At 73.9% G+C, this 15679-nt stretch carries 12 protein-coding genes; 7 read left to right on the top strand and 5 right to left on the bottom strand.

The window, feature by feature from the left end:
- Positions 1-60: 60 nt before the first annotated feature.
- From BLW14_RS30605 to BLW14_RS30590, 4 genes are all read left to right on the top strand, one after another.
- On the top strand, positions 61-1557 hold the full coding sequence (locus BLW14_RS30605; RefSeq protein ID WP_093710351.1) for a cryptochrome/photolyase family protein: 1497 nt from the start codon (positions 61-63) through the stop codon (positions 1555-1557).
- A 120-nt stretch (positions 1558-1677) separates the two neighbouring features.
- On the top strand, positions 1678-3231 hold the full coding sequence (crtI, locus tag BLW14_RS30600; protein ID WP_093710350.1) for a phytoene desaturase family protein: 1554 nt from the start codon (positions 1678-1680) through the stop codon (positions 3229-3231).
- Positions 3218-4198 (top strand): phytoene/squalene synthase family protein, encoded by a 981-nt coding sequence (locus BLW14_RS30595; RefSeq protein WP_093710349.1) that lies wholly within the window; start codon positions 3218-3220, stop codon positions 4196-4198. Before crtI ends, BLW14_RS30595 begins: the two co-directional genes overlap by 14 nt.
- Complete coding sequence (locus BLW14_RS30590; protein WP_093710348.1) at positions 4195-5205, top strand: Rieske (2Fe-2S) protein; 1011 nt, start codon at positions 4195-4197, stop codon at positions 5203-5205. The genes BLW14_RS30595 and BLW14_RS30590 overlap by 4 nt, the downstream gene beginning before the upstream one ends.
- Positions 5206-5207: 2 nt before the next feature.
- On the opposite strand, the gene BLW14_RS30585 is transcribed toward BLW14_RS30590, so the two are convergent.
- From BLW14_RS30585 to BLW14_RS30565, 5 genes are all read right to left on the bottom strand, one after another.
- On the bottom strand, positions 5208-6761 hold the full coding sequence (locus BLW14_RS30585; protein WP_093710347.1) for an FAD-dependent oxidoreductase: 1554 nt from the start codon (positions 6759-6761) through the stop codon (positions 5208-5210).
- Positions 6758-7492, bottom strand: a complete 735-nt coding sequence (locus BLW14_RS30580) for a methyltransferase domain-containing protein (protein WP_093710346.1) — start codon at positions 7490-7492, stop codon at positions 6758-6760. The genes BLW14_RS30585 and BLW14_RS30580 overlap by 4 nt, the downstream gene beginning before the upstream one ends.
- The gene (locus tag BLW14_RS30575) at positions 7489-8712 is read right to left on the bottom strand and encodes a lycopene cyclase family protein (RefSeq protein ID WP_093710345.1); all 1224 of its coding nucleotides are present in this window, start codon (positions 8710-8712) and stop codon (positions 7489-7491) included. The genes BLW14_RS30580 and BLW14_RS30575 overlap by 4 nt, the downstream gene beginning before the upstream one ends.
- A complete protein-coding gene (locus BLW14_RS30570; protein ID WP_093710344.1) occupies positions 8709-9959 on the bottom strand; it encodes an NAD(P)/FAD-dependent oxidoreductase in 1251 nt (416 codons plus the stop codon). The genes BLW14_RS30575 and BLW14_RS30570 overlap by 4 nt, the downstream gene beginning before the upstream one ends.
- A gap of 233 nt (positions 9960-10192) precedes the next feature.
- Positions 10193-12307, bottom strand: coding sequence for a cellulose binding domain-containing protein (locus tag BLW14_RS30565; RefSeq protein ID WP_093710343.1), 2115 nt, complete (start codon positions 12305-12307; stop codon positions 10193-10195).
- A 273-nt stretch (positions 12308-12580) separates the two neighbouring features.
- Between BLW14_RS30565 and BLW14_RS30560 the strand changes: the two genes are divergently transcribed.
- The 3 genes from BLW14_RS30560 to BLW14_RS30550 all read left to right on the top strand — a co-directional run bounded on the left by BLW14_RS30560 (position 12581) and on the right by BLW14_RS30550 (position 15673).
- A complete protein-coding gene (locus BLW14_RS30560) occupies positions 12581-13726 on the top strand; it encodes a PP2C family protein-serine/threonine phosphatase (protein WP_093710342.1) in 1146 nt (381 codons plus the stop codon).
- A gap of 218 nt (positions 13727-13944) precedes the next feature.
- Positions 13945-14346, top strand: a complete 402-nt coding sequence (locus BLW14_RS30555) for a YciI family protein (protein WP_093710341.1) — start codon at positions 13945-13947, stop codon at positions 14344-14346.
- 61 nt (positions 14347-14407) lie between these two features.
- Positions 14408-15673 (top strand): RNA polymerase sigma factor, encoded by a 1266-nt coding sequence (locus tag BLW14_RS30550; RefSeq protein WP_093710340.1) that lies wholly within the window; start codon positions 14408-14410, stop codon positions 15671-15673.
- The last annotated feature ends 6 nt before the right edge of the window (positions 15674-15679 follow it).

The raw sequence follows: 15679 nt of genomic DNA, 5'->3' as shown, positions 1-15679 counted from the left end.
CGGTGGGGGCGATACCGTCATGAACCGCCCCCACCGGATCCGACCGGGAAGACGCTCCCCGTGCACTGGCTCTTCGGCGATCAGCTCGGCCCCCACTTCCTGACCCCCGGGGAAGCCGGCCCGGCCCATGACGCTCCCCTCCTCATGATCGAGGCGCGCTCCGTCCTCCGGCGGCGGCGGTTCCACCGGGCCAAGGCCCACCTCGTCCTGTCCGCGATGCGCCATCGCGCGGCCGAGCTCGGCGACCGCGTCACGTATGTGCGCGCCGACACCTACCGCGAGGGTCTGGACCGGGCGACGCGCGGGCGGCCGGTCGGGGTCCATCACCCGACCTCGCACGCGGCCCTGCGCCTGGTCGAGTCCCTCCCGCAGGTGACGGTGGGGCCCGCACGCGGCTTTCTCGTACCGCCGGCCGACTTCGCCACCTGGGCGGACGGGCATGGCGGGAAGCGCCTGCGGCAGGAGGACTTCTACCGCTGGGTGCGCCGCGGACACGACCTGCTGATGGACGGCGACGGGCCCGCGGGGGGCCGGTGGAACCTCGACCACGACAACCGGGAGCCGCCGCCCCGCGACACCTCCACCCTGCAGGTCGCCCGGCCCTACCGGCCGCGTGAGGACGAGATCGACGAGGAGGTGCGTCACGATCTCGACCACTGGGTGCGCGACGGAGACGTCTCGTTCGTCGGCCGGGACGGGCCCCGGCAGTTCCCCGCGACCCGCGCGGAGGCACGGCGGGCTCTGCGCCGCTTCGTCGAGCAGCGGCTCGCCACGTTCGGGCCGTACGAGGACGCCATGCTCGCCGACGACCCCGTGATGAGCCACAGCCTGCTCTCCTCGTCCCTGAACCTCGGGCTGCTCGACCCCGCCGAATGCGTCGAGGCGGCGGAGAAGGCGTGGCGCGAGGGCCGGGCGCCGCTGAACAGCGTGGAGGGCTTCGTACGGCAGATCGCCGGCTGGCGAGAGTACGTGTGGCAGTTGTACTGGTACTTCGGCGACGACTACCGGCGCTCCAACGCCCTCCGGCACACCGCTCCGCTGCCGGACTGGTGGAACGACCTGGACGCGGACGCCGTACGGGCCAACTGCCTGCGCACCGTCCTGGCCCAGGTGCGGGACACGGGGTGGACGCACCACATCCCCCGGCTGATGATCCTCGGCAGCCACGCGCTCCAGCGCGGCTGGGACCCCGCCGCCGTCACGGACTGGTTCCACCGCTCCTTCGTCGACGGCTACGACTGGGTGATGCTGCCCAACGTGGTCGGCATGTCCCAGTACGCCGACGGCGGCCGGATGACGACGAAGCCCTACACCTCGGGCGGCGCCTACGTGAACCGCATGAGCGACCTGTGCGGCCCCTGCGCCTACCGGCCGGGCGAGCGCACCGGCGAGCACGCCTGCCCGTACACCGCCGGCTACTGGTACTTCCTCGACCGCCACCGCGACCCGCTGGCGGGGAACCACCGCGTCGCCCAGCCCCTGCGGCAGCTCGACCGGCTCGCGGACCTCGACGACGTACGCCGACAGGAGGACGCGCGGGGCGACACGCCGCCGTGAGCGCCGCATCCGCCGCCTGCCGGGATGAGATCACCCGACACGCGTTACGGCATGAGGCCGGCGCATCCGTGACGGAGCATCGGCGACGGGCGTGGTCCGGCGCCGCGCGGAGGAGGTCGCGTGAAGGGCGTGCCAGGGCCCACCGGCCATGTCGTCGTGGTGGGCGCGGGGCTGTCCGGACTGGCCTGTGCCCTGCATCTGCTGGGTGCGGGCCGCCGGGTCACCGTGGTCGAACGGGACACCGGCCCCGGCGGCCGGGCCGGACGGCTGCGGCTGGGCGGGTTCGAGATCGACACCGGGCCCACGGTGCTGACCATGCCGCACCTGGCCGACGAGGCGTTCGCCGCCGTCGGTGACAGCCTGTACCGCCGCGTCGAACTCACGGCTCTGCACCCGGCGTACCGCGCCTGCTTCGCGGACGGGTCCTCGCTCGACGTGCACACCGACGGCGAGGCGATGGAGGCGGAGGTGCGGCGCTTCGCCGGACCGGCGCAGGCTGCGGGCTACCGCGACCTGCGGCGGTGGCTGGAGCGCCTGTACGGGGCGCAGATGAGGCGCTTCATCGACACGAACTTCGACTCCCCGTTCCAGCTGCTGCATCCGGATCTGGCACGGCTGGCGGCGCTGGGCGGGTTCGGGCGGCTGGACGGCCGGATCCGCCGCTTCCTCTCCGACGAGCGCCTGCGCCGTGTCTTCTCCTTCCAGTCGCTGTACGCGGGGGTGGCCCCGGCCAGGGCGCTCGCGGCCTACGCCGTGATCGCCTACATGGACACCGTGGCCGGTGTCTGGTTCCCGAAGGGCGGCATGCACGCGCTCCCCCGGGCCATGGCCGACGCCGCAGCGGAAGCCGGTGCCGAGCTGCGCTGGACGGCCGAGGTGAACGCGCTGGAGCATTCGGCGGGGCGCGTACGGGCCGTGCGGCTGGCGACCGGTGAGCGCATCGCCTGCGACGCGGTGGTACTGACGTGCGAACTGCCAGTGGCGTACGAGCTGCTGGGGCGCCGGCCCCGGCGTCCGGTGCGGCCGCGCCACTCGCCGTCCGCCGTGGTCCTGCACGCCGGGACGGACCGCACCTGGCCTCAACTCGCCCACCACACCCTCTCGTTCGGAGCCGCATGGGAGCGGACCTTCGACGAGCTGACGCGTACGGGCGAGCTGATGAGCGATCCTTCCCTGCTGATCACCCGCCCCACGGCGCACGATCCGTCCCTGGCGCCGCCGGGCAGCCATCTGCACTACGTCCTCGCCCCGTGCCCCAACACCACGACCGGTCCGGCGGCCACCGCGTGGCGGGGCCTCGGTCCGCGCTACCGCGACAGCCTGGTCCGGGAACTGGAACGACGGGGCCTGGAGGGGTTCGGGGACAGCATCGAGAGGGAGCTTCTGGTGACACCCCTCGACTGGACGGCGCGGGGACACGCCGCCGGCAGCCCGTTCTCCCTGTCCCACACCTTCGCCCAGACCGGCCCGTTCCGTCCGCGCAATCTCGTGCGGGGGACGGAGAACGTGGTGCTCGCGGGGTGCGGCACCGCGCCGGGCGTCGGCGTGCCGACGGTGCTCATCAGCGGCAAGCTGGCCGCCGCACGGATCACGGGACTTCCGGGGCTCCGGCCCGGCCGCGCGCGAACCAGCCCCTCCCTCCTGGTCCGGGCGGGTGCCGATGACCCGTCGTGAACTGGACGCAGCCGGCATCACGGACCCCGGTCTGCGCCTCGCGTACAGCCGGTGCCGGGAACTCAACGCCCGTCATGGCCGGACGTACTTCCTGGCCACCCGGCTGCTGCCGCCCGAGCGGCGCTCGGCCGTGCACGCCCTGTACGGCTTCGCCCGCTGGGCCGACGACATCGTCGACGACCTTGACCGGCACCAGGAGCCCGCGGAGCGCGACCGGCTGCTGCTCCGCCTGGAGCGCGATCTGGCGCGGGGGCTGGCGACCGGCACGGGCGACGAGCCGGTGGTGCGGGCCGTCGCGGACACGGCTGCCCGGTACGGCATCGGGCACGGCCTGTTCGCCGACTTCATGTCCTCGATGCGGGCCGACCTGACCGTCACCGACTACCCCACCTATGCGGACCTGGAGACGTATGTGCACGGTTCGGCCGCGGTGATCGGGCTTCAGATGGTGCCGGTCCTCGGCACGGTCGTTCCCCGGGAGGAGGCCGAGCCGCACGCGGCGGCGCTCGGTGTGGCGTTCCAGCTCACCAACTTCATGCGTGACGTGGGTGAGGATCTGGACCGGGGCCGCGTCTACCTGCCCGGCGATCTGCTGGCCTCGCACGGTGTGGACCGGCCTCTGCTGGAGTGGAGCCGGCGCACCGGGCGCGGGGACTCGCGCATCCGGGCCGCCCTCGTTGCCGCTGCGGCGATGACGCGGGAGGTGTACCGGACTGCGGAGCCCGGAATCGCCATGCTCGATCCGCGCGTACGCCCCTGCATCCGCGCCGCGTACACCCTCTACGCCGGGATCCTCGATGTGATCGCCGAGCAGGACTACCGCGTCCTGCACCGTCGCGCGGTGGTCCCCCGGCGGCGCCGCGCCGCCACCGCCGCCCTCGGGGTGCTGCGGGTGGCCGGGGCCCGGTGGCGTGCGCGAACCCCGAATGCGGGCACGGGACTCGAGCGGAAGGAACCGGTGCGTTGAGCCGACGGGCGAACGGCAGGCGGTGGTCGGCCCCGCTCCGGCTGAGGGGCTCCGGTGCCAACTGGGAACAGCAGAATCCCACTTGGCGCGAGGCGCGACCCGTGCTCATCGCCGAGGCGCTGAAGCGGGCCACCGCCCGCCCGTCCGGCAACTGGTACGTGGTGGGCGCCTCCCGCGAGGTGCGTGCGGGTGAACGCCCGTACGGCAGGACGGTCGCGGGTACGGAGGTCGTGCTGTGGCGCGCCGACGGCGGCGAGTTGAGGGCCGGGCCCGGGAGCTGCCCGCACCTCGGGGCGCCTCTGCGGGAGAGCCGGGTGGTGTGCGGCACGTTGGTGTGCCACTGGCACGGACTCGCCCTGGACGGTGCGCCGTTCGCCGGCTGGCAGCCCTTCCCGGTGCACGACGACGGCGTACTCGTGTGGGTGCGGCTGGACGAGGTGGGCGGCGAGGACCCCACCGAGCGGCCCGTGGTGCCCGAACGGCCCACGCGGGGCGGCCCGTTGGACGCGGTGTTCACGGCGGTCGGGCGGTGCGAACCGCAGGACGTGTTGGCGAACCGGCTCGATCCGTGGCACGGCTCGTGGTTCCACCCGTACTCGTTCGTCGATCTGTCGGTGGTCCGGGAGCCGCAGGGCGACGAGGACGACGCCTTCGTCGTCGACGTCTCGTTCCGGGTGGCGGGGCGGCTCGTGGTGCCGGTGCGGGCCGAGTTCACCGCGCCGGAGCCGCGTACCGTCGTCATGCGCATCACGGACGGCGAGGGGGTGTCCTCCGTGGTGGAGACGCACGCGACGCCGCTCAGCCGGCCGGATCACGAGTGCCCGCGCACCGCGGTGATCGAGGCGACGGTCGCCACCTCGGACCGGAGGGGCTTCGCGCTCGCCCGGGCCGCCGCCCCCGTGCTGCGGCCGCTCATGCGCCGCACGGCCGGGCGGCTGTGGGTAGACGACCTGGCGTACGCGGAACGGCGCTGGACACTGCGCAGCACGGGGCGGTTCCCCGGCTGAGCTCAGGCCCGCCCCAGGCGCGCGAGCGCGCGCAGGGCGCGGGAGCGGCCCGCCCTCGGCACGGTCCACAGCACCTGCCCGCGCACCCCCCGGTCGGCGAGCAGGGCGTTCGCGGCCAGGAACCCCGTGGTGGCGGCGCGTTCCATCAGGGCGACGGGCAGGTCGCAGCGGATCGCGTCCCCGGCGAGGGTCAGCCAGGGGTGCGGGGTGCGCACGGTGGGGCGCAGGAGGTAGGTGCCGGCCTCGAAGAACGGGCAGTCCGCGCGCCACTCGTGCCGGGAGTCGACGATTCGGGCGTCCCGCGTCTCCGGGTACACCCGGTGCAGCCGGTCGACGAGCGTCTCCTGTACGTCCTTGCGCTCGGTCGCCGGGTCGACGGCGTAGGCGTGCAGCTCCACGACGGAGCCTCCGGTGCGCGCGGCCCAGTGGGCGGCCTCGCCCTCGTACCGCTCCAGGACGCTGATGTTGTCGAGCCCGTCGTAGCCGCTGGTGCCGAGGAAGCCGGGCCGGTCGGCGCGCACCGGGCGGTCGAGCCAGAGCCGGGAGACGAGGAACGGCGGTGCCGTGCACAGGGTTGCGATGGCGTCGCGCCAGCGGGTGGTGCCGAGACCGGGCGACGCGGCGACGGTGTGCCGCAGGCCCTCGGTGTCGAGGGCGAGCACCACGGCGTCGTGGCCGTCGACGCCGTTCTCGGTGTGCACGTGGGCCCCTCCCCCGTCGCGCGGGGCGATCCGGCACACGGGCGCCCCGGTGCGAATCGTCGCTCCGAGGCCCTGGACGTACTCCGCGAGAGGCTCCCAGAGCGCCTGCGGAAAGGGTTCGGTGGGCACGTCGAAGAGGAGGCCCTCGGCCGAGCCGAGGAAGTAGATGTGGAACATCAGCAGCAGTTCGGCAGCCGACAGCCGGCGCGGGTCGGCGAAGAAGCTGCGGGAGAACACCTCGAACGCCAGATGGTGGGCCGCCTCCGGGAAGCGCACGCTCTCCAGGAAACCGGTCGCGGTCACGCCGTCGAAGCGCTCGTACACCTCCGGGACCCGCACATCGAGGAGCGGCAGTGCGGCCCGGGCGTCCATGGCGGCCAGGTCCCGCCAGCCGAAGGCGGGGCTGAGGGCGACGAACCCGAGGGCGCTGAGCGGGGGCGTCCTCGGGACCCGGGCGAAGCTGTCGGTCAGGCCGCCGCTGTGCCGCAGGGGGTAGTCGGGCAGCGGTGTGAGGCGGGTGAGGCCGGGGTCGGTGCGGCGCAACAGGCCGCGCAGGTTGTAGTACTGACGGAAGAAGGCGTGGAAGCCGCGCGTCATGGTCACCGGGGAGCCGTCGGCCAGCAGAGTGCGGTGGCCGGAGAGGCGGCCGCCGAGTGCGTCGTCCCTCTCGTACAGGGTGACCCGGGCCCCGCGCTCGGCCAGCAGGGTGGCGGCCGCGAGGCCGGCGATGCCGCCGCCGACGACCGCGACGGACGGCTCGTCGCCTCGCCGGAAGCGTTCCGCGCCGGGTGCGGCCAGCAGGATTTCGGCCTTGCGGTCGCGGCCTCGTCGGGCGGTTGGACGTGGGGCGTTCACGGTGCGTGCTCCGGTGTCGTGGCCGGTCGGCCGTTGCGGGCGAGGAAGGTGTGCACGATGCCGGTCTGCCAGCCGGCGACAGGGGCGATCCGCACGGAGGTGAGGCCGGCGCGGCCGAGCCGGTCGGCGAAGCCGGGTGCGGTGTCGAAGGCGAGGACGCTGCGCCAGAGGTGGCGGTAGAGGGCGCGGTCGCCGGTGAAGGTGCCCGCGGGGATGATCACGCCGTGGCAGACGGCCGTCCACAGCGCCCGGTGCGCCGGGGAGCCGCTGAGGCTGTACTCGTGTGCGGCGAAGCGTCCGCCCGGCTTCAGCAGGGTCCGTACGGATCCCAGGACCGCGTCCGGGTCGGTGACGTTGCGGAACAGGTAGGCGGCGAAGACCGCGTCGAACGGGCCTTCTCCGGCCGTGCCGAGCTCCTCGGCCGTCAGGTGGGCGAAGCGCACGCGCGCGGGCCAGGGTTTGGCCAGGGCGCGGCGCAGCATGCCGGCCGAGGCGTCCACGGCGGTGATCCTGGCCCTGGGCGCTGCGGTGAGCAGGGCGCGTGTGGAGGCGCCGGTGCCGCATCCGAGGTCCAGGAGGTGCAGTCCGGCGCCGTCGTCGGGCAGGCGGAGGCGGCGGGCGGAGCGCAGGAGGTCGGTGCGGTAGCCGGGGTTGAGGGCGGTGAGGCCGTCGTAGGTGTGGGAGGCGTGGTCGAAGGCGCGGGCCAGGTCGTGGTCCCGCAGGAGGCTCATCGGTGGCTTTCTCCGTCACTGGCGTGGGGCCGGGACCGGCGTGGCAGGAAGGGGAGTTCGGCGGCTGTGGCGAGCATGGGCCGGACGGGGGTGCGCAGCCCGATGCCCCACTCTTCGCCGAGCGAGGCGGTGCCGTCGAGGAACCGCAGCAGGCGCTCGGTGGGCACGCGGCGGAACAGGCCGGTGAAGAAGTCGGGTCCGTCGATCCTGCCGGTGTCCAGGGCGCGGAGCACGATCGCGTCCATGGCCAGCACCCGCCGCCCGTGAGGTGCGGGGACGGTCCATCGTCCGGCGCGCAGGCCGGCGGCGACGGCGCGGCTCTGCCTCTGCGCGGCGGCGAAGGTGTAGCCGGTGGCCGGGCGGGTGGCGCCTCCCGCGGTGCCGATGCGGAACACGGACGGCCCGGCCCGGTGCGGGAAGCGGGCATCGGTCATGGGGATCACGCCCTGCTCCGTACGCTCCACCGTGTACGCGCCGAGCCGGAGCACGTCGCGGCAGTAGTGGCCGAGGGCCGCCTCGTATGCCTGGACGGTCAGCGGGTGGCGAGAGAACTCCGTGTACTCGACGAGCGCGTGGTCCGGTGCCAGGGGCAGCACGTAGCCGAACGCGAGTCCGCGCGCCGGCTGGGGGACGCGAAAGTCCATCAGATCGGCGACCTCGGGGTCGAAGCGGCCGGTGGCCGTGCGGACGAACCAGCCCCGGAAGTGCTGGAGCAGCCGGGTACGGGCCGGGGGCAGGGCCGGCAGGGGCCGCGAGTCGAACACGCGCCGGGCGCGCAGTGTCACCGTGTCGCCCCCGGGCAGCGTGCAGCGGACTTCGGCGCCGCCGGGCACACCGCGCACCGCGTCCGCCGTCGCCCGCAGGACGCGTCCGTCGTTCGTACGGGTCAGGCGGTCGTGGACGAGCCGCTCGAAGTCCCCGGAGCGCAGCATCCGGTACGTGAAGGGGGCCGGATCGACCGTGACCGGGCGGCCGTCCGCGCCGTGCACCCGGAGCACGGGCCAAGAGGCGCTGGCCGCGTCTTCGAGGCCGTCCGCGCCCGCGTGCCAGTAGCACCAGGTCCGGTCCGCCGGGCGCAGCGGCCCCTCCGGCGGCTCGATCACGGTGACGCCGGCGGCCCCGGTCTCCGCCAGCCGGTGTGCGAGGCTCAGGCCGGCCGCGCCGCCCCCGACGACGGCCACATCGGTCCAGCCGTACGGCCGTTCGCGGTGCGCCGTCATGTCCGGCGCGCCAGGTCCGCCGCCACCTCCCGGGCGGCCCGGGTGCCCGAGGCGAGGGCGCCCTGGACGGAGCCGGTCGCGCGGTGGTCCCCGCAGACGTACCTGCCGGGGCCGGTCCGGGGGGTGCGGCTCAGCGGCCAGGGCGGGCGCATGGCCGGCAGGGCCCCGTCGACCGTGCAGGCGGCGATCTGCTGCCAGCCGGCCGTGTCGGTGCCGTACAGCTCGGCCAGCCGCCGGAGCACTTGCAGCGACCGGCCGGGGAGATCGGTACCCAGAACGGAGGTGGAGATCAGCGCGGTGCCGGGAGGGGCGTACGAGGGGGCGACCTCGCTGAGTACGCAGGTGTTCAGGACCGTCCCCGCGCTGTCCACCAGCAGCGTCGGCTCGGACAGCGGCGAACGGTCGGCGGCGTGGTAGTAGGTCGTGACGGTGCGTGTGTCCGGCACGGTCAGGTCCGGCAGCAGGCGGGCGGCGGTGGCCGGGTCCGTGGCCACCACGACGACGGGCGCGGGCACTTCGCTCCCGTCCGCCAGGGAGACGCCGGTGTCGGTGAGTTCGGCGACGGGGGCACCGAGCCGCAGCACCCCGTCGGGGAGGCCCTGGGCGAGCTGGTGGGGTACGGCGCCGATCCCCCGCGCCGGCAGGCACAGCGTCCCGCGCACCATGCTCCGCCAGACCAGGTGGAAGAAGCGAACGGAGGTCTCCAGCCCGTCCTCCAGGAACACCCCTGCCAGGAAGGGCCCAAGGACCTCGTCGATCGCGTGCTCCGACAGGCCGGCCCGGGCCAGGGCCTCGGAGGTGGGGCCGTCCTTGCGGTGTCTCACGAAGGAGGCGGGGAGTACGGCGTCCTGTGCCGTGAGCACCGCCAGTGCGGCCAGGTCGCGTGCGGAGAGGACGCGGCCCGGCAGCAGGCTCCCGGCCGCGCCCGGCTCCCGCGTCGGGTCGGCGAGGCGGACCGGGCCCGTCCGGGTGTGGGCGATGATTCCCGCGGTGAACGGGCACAGTCGCAGGTCCCTCAGGTCCAGTCGCCGTTTCACCTGCGGGTACGAGGTGTTGAAGACCTGGAAGCCGCGGTCCAGCAGGAACCCGTCCCGGCGGTCCGTGCGCACTCGGCCGCCCACCGCGTCGGACGCCTCCAGCAGGGCGACGCGCAGTCCGGATCGGCTGAGATCCAGTGCGCAGGCCAGGCCGGCCAGGCCCGCTCCCACCACGACGGCGTCGGCTGCCCGGCGGTGCTCGTCGGTCATGCTGCTCCTCGGTCGACGCGGGGCGCGGCCGACGCACGGGGGCGCCCGTGGGCCGCTTGCTCGGAGCACGCCGGTGCCGGTGCGGCGTCAGGCGTCGCGGTCGTGACCGCCGGTCCAGCCGACCACGTACGGCCGGTCGATGCCAGGAGCCACGGCGGAGCGGACCGGGTGACGCGCAGGTAACGGCCCCGGCCCGCGAGCGGACCGGGGCCGCTACCCCGTATGCCGGTGCGTCAGCCGCCGGAGCAGACCGTGCCGTTCAGGCGGAAGGCGGCCGGGTCGGGGTTGGGTCCGTCGTTGGCGCCGACGAAGCCGAAGGAGGCCGTGGAACCGCCGTCGGGGGCCAGCGGTCCCGCGCCCTCCGGAGCGGTCACCCGTACATGGGTTCCGGTCTGGTCGAAGGAGGCGTTCCAGCCGGAGTCCACCGACTGGCCCGAGGTCGGCCAGTCCCAGTCCACGGTCCAGCCGGTGATCGGGGTATCGGCGAGGTTGGTGACGGTCACGGTGGTCACGAAGCCGTTGCCCCAGCTCGTGTCCCGGTGGTACGTCACCGCGCAGGACGCGTCCGCCGGGGTGCCGGTGCTGAAGGTCAGGGGCGAGGACGGTGCGGAGATCCGTCCCGAGGAGTCCGCCGCCAGCACGTTGACCGTGTGGGTGCTGCCCGGCGGCAGGTTTCGCAGGGTCACGGACGTGCCGGTGGCCTCGCCGACGAGGCGGGTGTGCGCGCCGTCGCGTTCCTGGACGAGGTAGCGGGTCGCGCCCGTCGCCGCCGTCCAGGACAGGCGTGCGGTGCTGTCGGTGACCGCCTGAAGGCGAGGGGTGCCCGGTGTACCGGCTGCGGAGGCGGCCGGACCGGTGCCGGCCTTCGGTTCGAGGGTCACGGTGAGCAGGGCGTACGGGGGCACGGTGACCTGTGACGCGGATGCCCGGCCGTCGGTGACCTCGGCGATGTCGTTGTCGCCCCGCGCGTATCGGCTGACCTGCGGCGCGGTCGCGGAGGGGGTGAAGCCCGCGTAGTCGAGGGCGACGGTCCGTGCGCTGTCCGGGTCCTTGTTGACGAGCATGACGCTCAGCCGCCCGTCGTCCCGGAGCACGGCGTGCGCCGAGACGTCCTGCGCGGAGGACTCGGCGGCGACCATGGTGTCGCCGGCCGTGCCCAGTTGGCTGGTCATCTTCATCCCGTAGTAAGGGGCGAACGGCGTGTTGGGCGCCGGCTCGCAGACGTCACCGGTGCAGGCTCCGCTGGACAGCATGCCCATGTCGCCGTAGTCGGTCTCGCCGTCGACGGTCGTGATCTCACCGGCACCGTTGTGGGTGTTCCACCAGTCGACGTTGAACACGCCGTTCTCCAGCGCCGTCATGAACGCGTCCGCCGCGAACAGCCCGTTGGGGCGTGCGGTGAGACGGGCTCCTCCGGTGTTGGTGTTGATCTCGGTGAGGGCGATCTCGATGTCCGGGGCGTGCGCGCCCGCGACCCGGTCGATCTGGTTGCGCACCTCGCGGAGCTCGCCCGGCAGCTTGGCCAGCCTGGCCAGGGCGGCGTCGGCGGTGGTGTCCGATCCTCCCGCGTACCAGTGGACGCTCACGAAGTCGATGACGTCCGCCACCGCCGGGAGCACGGTGTGGTTCCAGTCCCCCGAGTCGCCGGTGCCGACGACTCCGTCCGGCCACTCCCCCGGGCTGGTGAGGACCGCGCCGATCCTGACCGTGGGGTCGACGGCCTTCATCGCCGCCGCGTAGGCGCGCACCTCGCGGGCGTACTCCTGGGGGCTCTTGTCCTCGTGCTCGTCGTTCTCCCAGCCGCTGCCGTAGTGGCCGTTGCCGTAGATCTCGTTGCCGATCTCCCAGTACTTGGCGCCGTAGTCCTTGGTGACGTTCGCGTACCTGACCCAGCCGGCCGCCTCCTGCGGGGTGCCGGAGCCGTAGTTCGCGATGAGGATCGGCTGCGCCCCGGCCGCGCGGACGGTGCCCATGAACGCGTCGAAGCCGGTGCCCGGGGCGACGTATCCGCCGGGTGCCGTGTGGGTCTCCCAGTGGTAGATGTCCGCGTACGAGCCTCCCGGGTAGCGCATCACCCCGACGTCGGCCGCCTTCATCAGGTCCGCGACCTCCGGGTCGTTCATGTGCGAGTCCCAGACGGCGGTGTTGACGCCCCGGGCGGCGCCGGTCAGCGTGCCGAGCGCCGCTTGGGCGTTCACCCGTACGTCGACGTCGGCGCCGTCCGTCGCCGTCGTCGCGGCGGGGGCCACTCCGGTCAGTGAGGTCAGCAGGGCCAGCGAGGCGGTCAGGACCGCGGCGGCGCGTGCGAGGGGACGCAGGCCGTGCGGGGGTCTGTGCGAGGGCGCCATGGGTGATCCTCCCTGGGATCTCGGCGGCACGGGCGGAGTGCGGGTACGTGCCGCCGGACACGCGAAGTCCGCTGCGGCGACGAGGCGTTGCGGGCGGAGCGGTGGTGCTCGCGCGGGGCGTTGATCCACGCGCGTGGGAGCGCTCCCATCATGGGAGGGGTACGACGCCCTGTCAACGCCCAGTGACACCCGCGTACGGCAGCGGGGAGCGGTACGCACCGCAGGCGGGCGACTGGCGGTGCGGGCCGCGCGTGCGCGGTGTAGAGAGGAAGCATGTCGCAGCACGCCCAGAAGGTCCGTAAGCCGCTGCGAGGGCGGGCGATGCTCGCCATCCCCGTCGGCTGGATCGTCGCGGTGTTCGTGATCGACATACTCGCGCCGCCCGGCATCCATCTGGGTCCGCTGCTCGTCGCGGCCCCGGCGATCACGCCGTCGATCGGCGGGCCCCGGGCGGTCGGGTTCGTGGCCGTGCTGGCGGTGATCGCGCAGACGGCCGTCGGCATCATCCGCGATCCCGACGAAGTCCTCTCCGCCAACCACGAGGCCCAGATCGCCGCCCTGGCGCTGGTGGGGGTGAGCCTGGTCGTGTTCTGCGTGCTGCGCGAGCGCCGCGAGAAGGAGCTGGCGCAGGTGCGGTACGTCTCCGAGGCCGTGCAGCGGGTGGTCCTGCCACCGCTGCCCCGGCGCCTCGGTCCCCTGCGTACCGCCTCCCTCTACCTCGCCGCGGAGGCGGAGGCGCAGATCGGCGGGGACCTGTACGCGGCGGCGCGCACCGACACCGGCACCCGGCTGATCATCGGCGACGTCAGGGGCAAGGGGGTGAGCGCGGTCAGCGACGCGGCTCTGCTGCTCGGGGCCTTCCACGCAGCGGCCCGCCACCGGGCGAGTCTGGACGAGCTGGTCGCGTACCTCGACCGGAGCGTGTCGTGGGGGCTGGCGGAGGCGAGCGGGGCCGGCCACGGGGAGTCGTTCATCACGGCCACGGTCCTGGACATCCCGGACCGGCACGCCCGCATCGACATGGTCTCCTGCGGGCACCCACCGCCGATCGTCCTGCGCGACGGACGGCCGATGACGCTGGACGCCGCTCGCCCCGCTCCCCCGCTGGGCCTGGGCACGCTGTCGCAGCCGCGCTACCACATCGACAGCTACGGGTTCGCCCCCGGCGACCTCCTGCTGCTCTACACCGACGGTGTCACCGAGGCCCGGGACGGCTCCCGCGCCTTCTACCCCCTCGCCGAACGCATCACCGGCTGGCCCCACAGCGCCCCCGAGACTTTCATCGACCGTTTCCGCGACGACCTGCTGCACCATGTCGGCGGGCACTTGGACGACGACGCGGCCATGATCGCGATCGGGTACGCGGGCACTCTGCGGACTGACCGCGCGGGTGTGTCCGGCGATCACACCGCTCGCTAGGCTGGCGCCCGGGGAGGGGAGCCGGTGGGTTCGGCGTTCACGGGGTGCGCCGGCGCGACCCTCGCATCCCTGAACAGTGAGGGCGAAAAAACTCCCGGAGGATTCCGCGTCGGCATGTAGAGAACCCGGATCCGGTGACGACAGAGGGGTGAAGGGGCCCCGAACGGTGGGGCCGAGCGGGTCGTGAGGATCCGTCGTGACGGAGAACGGAGTAGGCAATGCCGAAGTTCATCTTGCTGGTCAACCACGACGGCGGAGTGTTCGAGGAGCCCATGGACACCTGGCAGCCGGGAGACATCGCGGCGCACTTCGACTATTACGCGCTGCTGACCAAGGAGCTGACCGAGAGCGGTGAGATGGTCCAGTTCATGGCGCTCGCCGATCCGCGGCAGGCCCGCACGGTCCGCGCGGACGGCGTCGCGGCGCCGGTCGTGACCGACGGGCCGTTCGCCGAGTCCAAGGAGGTCCTCGCCGGCTTCAACGTCTTCGACGTCGAGTCCGAGGATCGGGCCCTGGAAATCGCCGCCCGCATCTCGGCCGTGCCCGGGCCCGGCGGTGTCCCCGTCCAGCAGCCGGTCGAGGTGCGGCAGGTCATGGCCGACGAGCACGGCGAACTGTGAGCAGCAGCGGCGGGACGAGCGGGCGCGCCCCCGGAGCGCCCCACGGCGGGAGGGCCGCCCGGTGAACGGCTCCGGACGCGTCGAGGACCTGCTGCGCACGCTCGCGCCGCAGGCCCTCGGCACGCTCGTACGGCGTCGCGGGGACTTCGCGGCGTGCGAGGACGCGGTGCAGGAGGCGCTCCTCGACGCGGCCGCATCGTGGCCGGCCGACGGACTGCCCGGCAACCCGCTCGGCTGGCTGATCCAGGTCGCCACGCGCCGCTACATCGACCACGTACGGAGCGAACTGGCGCGACGCCGGCGGGAGGAGGTGGTCGCCCGGGAGCCGGCCGCGGGAGCCGCCACCGGGCAGGACGACTCGTTGACGCTGCTGTTCATGTGCTGCCACCCCGCGCTCACCCCGGCCTCGGCCATCGCGCTGTGCCTCCGGGCGGTCGGCGGGCTGACGACCGCCGAGATCGCCGGGGCGTACCTCGTACCCGAGGCGACCATGGCGCAGCGCATCAGCCGTGCCAAGCAGCGGCTCAAGGCGTCGGGCGCCTCCTTCGACGTACCGGAACCGGGCACGGACGGCTGGGAGTCGCGGCTCGGCTCGGTGCTGCGGGTGCTGTACCTGATGTTCAACGAGGGGTACGCGGTCACGCGGGGGCCGGAGCTGCACCGCGCGGACCTGGCCACCGAGGCGATCCGGCTCGCCCGGGGCGTGCACCGCGCCCTACCGGCGGAGGGCGAGGCGACGTCGCTGCTCGCCCTCATGCTGCTCACCGAGGCCCGGCGCCCCGCCCGCACCGGTCCGGCCGGCGAACTGGTCCCGCTGGCCGAGCAGGACCGCTCCCGCTGGGACCGGCGGCTCATCGGGGAGGGGTCCGCGCTGCTGGCGAGCACGCTGGGCGGCGGCCGCCCCGGTGAGTACCGGATCCAGGCAGCCGTCGCGGCCCTGCACGACGACGCGGCCCGCGCCGAGGACACGGACTGGCCGCAGATCGCCGCCCTGTACTCGCTGCTCGACCGGGTGGCGGGGGCGGCCAACCCCGTGATCACCCTCAACCGGGCGGTGGCCGTCGCGATGAGTGAGGGTCCGGCCGCCGGCCTTGCCCTCCTCGACGGCCTCGACGCCGACGGCGGCCCGCTCACCGGGCACCATCGGCTGCACGCCGTACGCGCTCATCTCCTGGAGCGCGCCGGTGACGTCACGGCGGCCGCGGAGCAGTACCGGGCCGCCGCCGCCCGCACCACCAGCACACCCGAGCAGCGCTACCTGATCATGTGCGCCGCGCGCCTCCAGCACGGAGAAGCGGGCCACCACAGCTGGGAGATCGCACAGTGACCGCGT

It is taken from the genome of Streptomyces sp. 2131.1 (genome assembly GCF_900105515.1).
Lineage (GTDB): Bacteria > Actinomycetota > Actinomycetes > Streptomycetales > Streptomycetaceae > Streptomyces > Streptomyces drozdowiczii.
Note: the sequence above shows the minus strand (reverse complement) of the source record. Positions and strands in the feature narration are given on the sequence as shown.

Excerpts from the sequence above, each read along its gene's own strand:
- BLW14_RS30555 (WP_093710341.1), top strand. The coding sequence starts at position 13,945 with ATGCCGAAGTTCATCTTGCTGGTCAACCACGACGGCGGAGTGTTCGAG.
- BLW14_RS30570 (WP_093710344.1), bottom strand. The coding sequence starts at position 9,959 with ATGACCGACGAGCACCGCCGGGCAGCCGACGCCGTCGTGGTGGGAGCG.
- BLW14_RS30580 (WP_093710346.1), bottom strand. The coding sequence starts at position 7,492 with ATGAGCCTCCTGCGGGACCACGACCTGGCCCGCGCCTTCGACCACGCC.
- BLW14_RS30575 (WP_093710345.1), bottom strand. The coding sequence starts at position 8,712 with ATGACGGCGCACCGCGAACGGCCGTACGGCTGGACCGATGTGGCCGTC.
- BLW14_RS30565 (WP_093710343.1), bottom strand. The coding sequence starts at position 12,307 with ATGGCGCCCTCGCACAGACCCCCGCACGGCCTGCGTCCCCTCGCACGC.
- BLW14_RS30595 (WP_093710349.1), top strand. The coding sequence starts at position 3,218 with ATGACCCGTCGTGAACTGGACGCAGCCGGCATCACGGACCCCGGTCTG.
- BLW14_RS30560 (WP_093710342.1), top strand. The coding sequence starts at position 12,581 with ATGTCGCAGCACGCCCAGAAGGTCCGTAAGCCGCTGCGAGGGCGGGCG.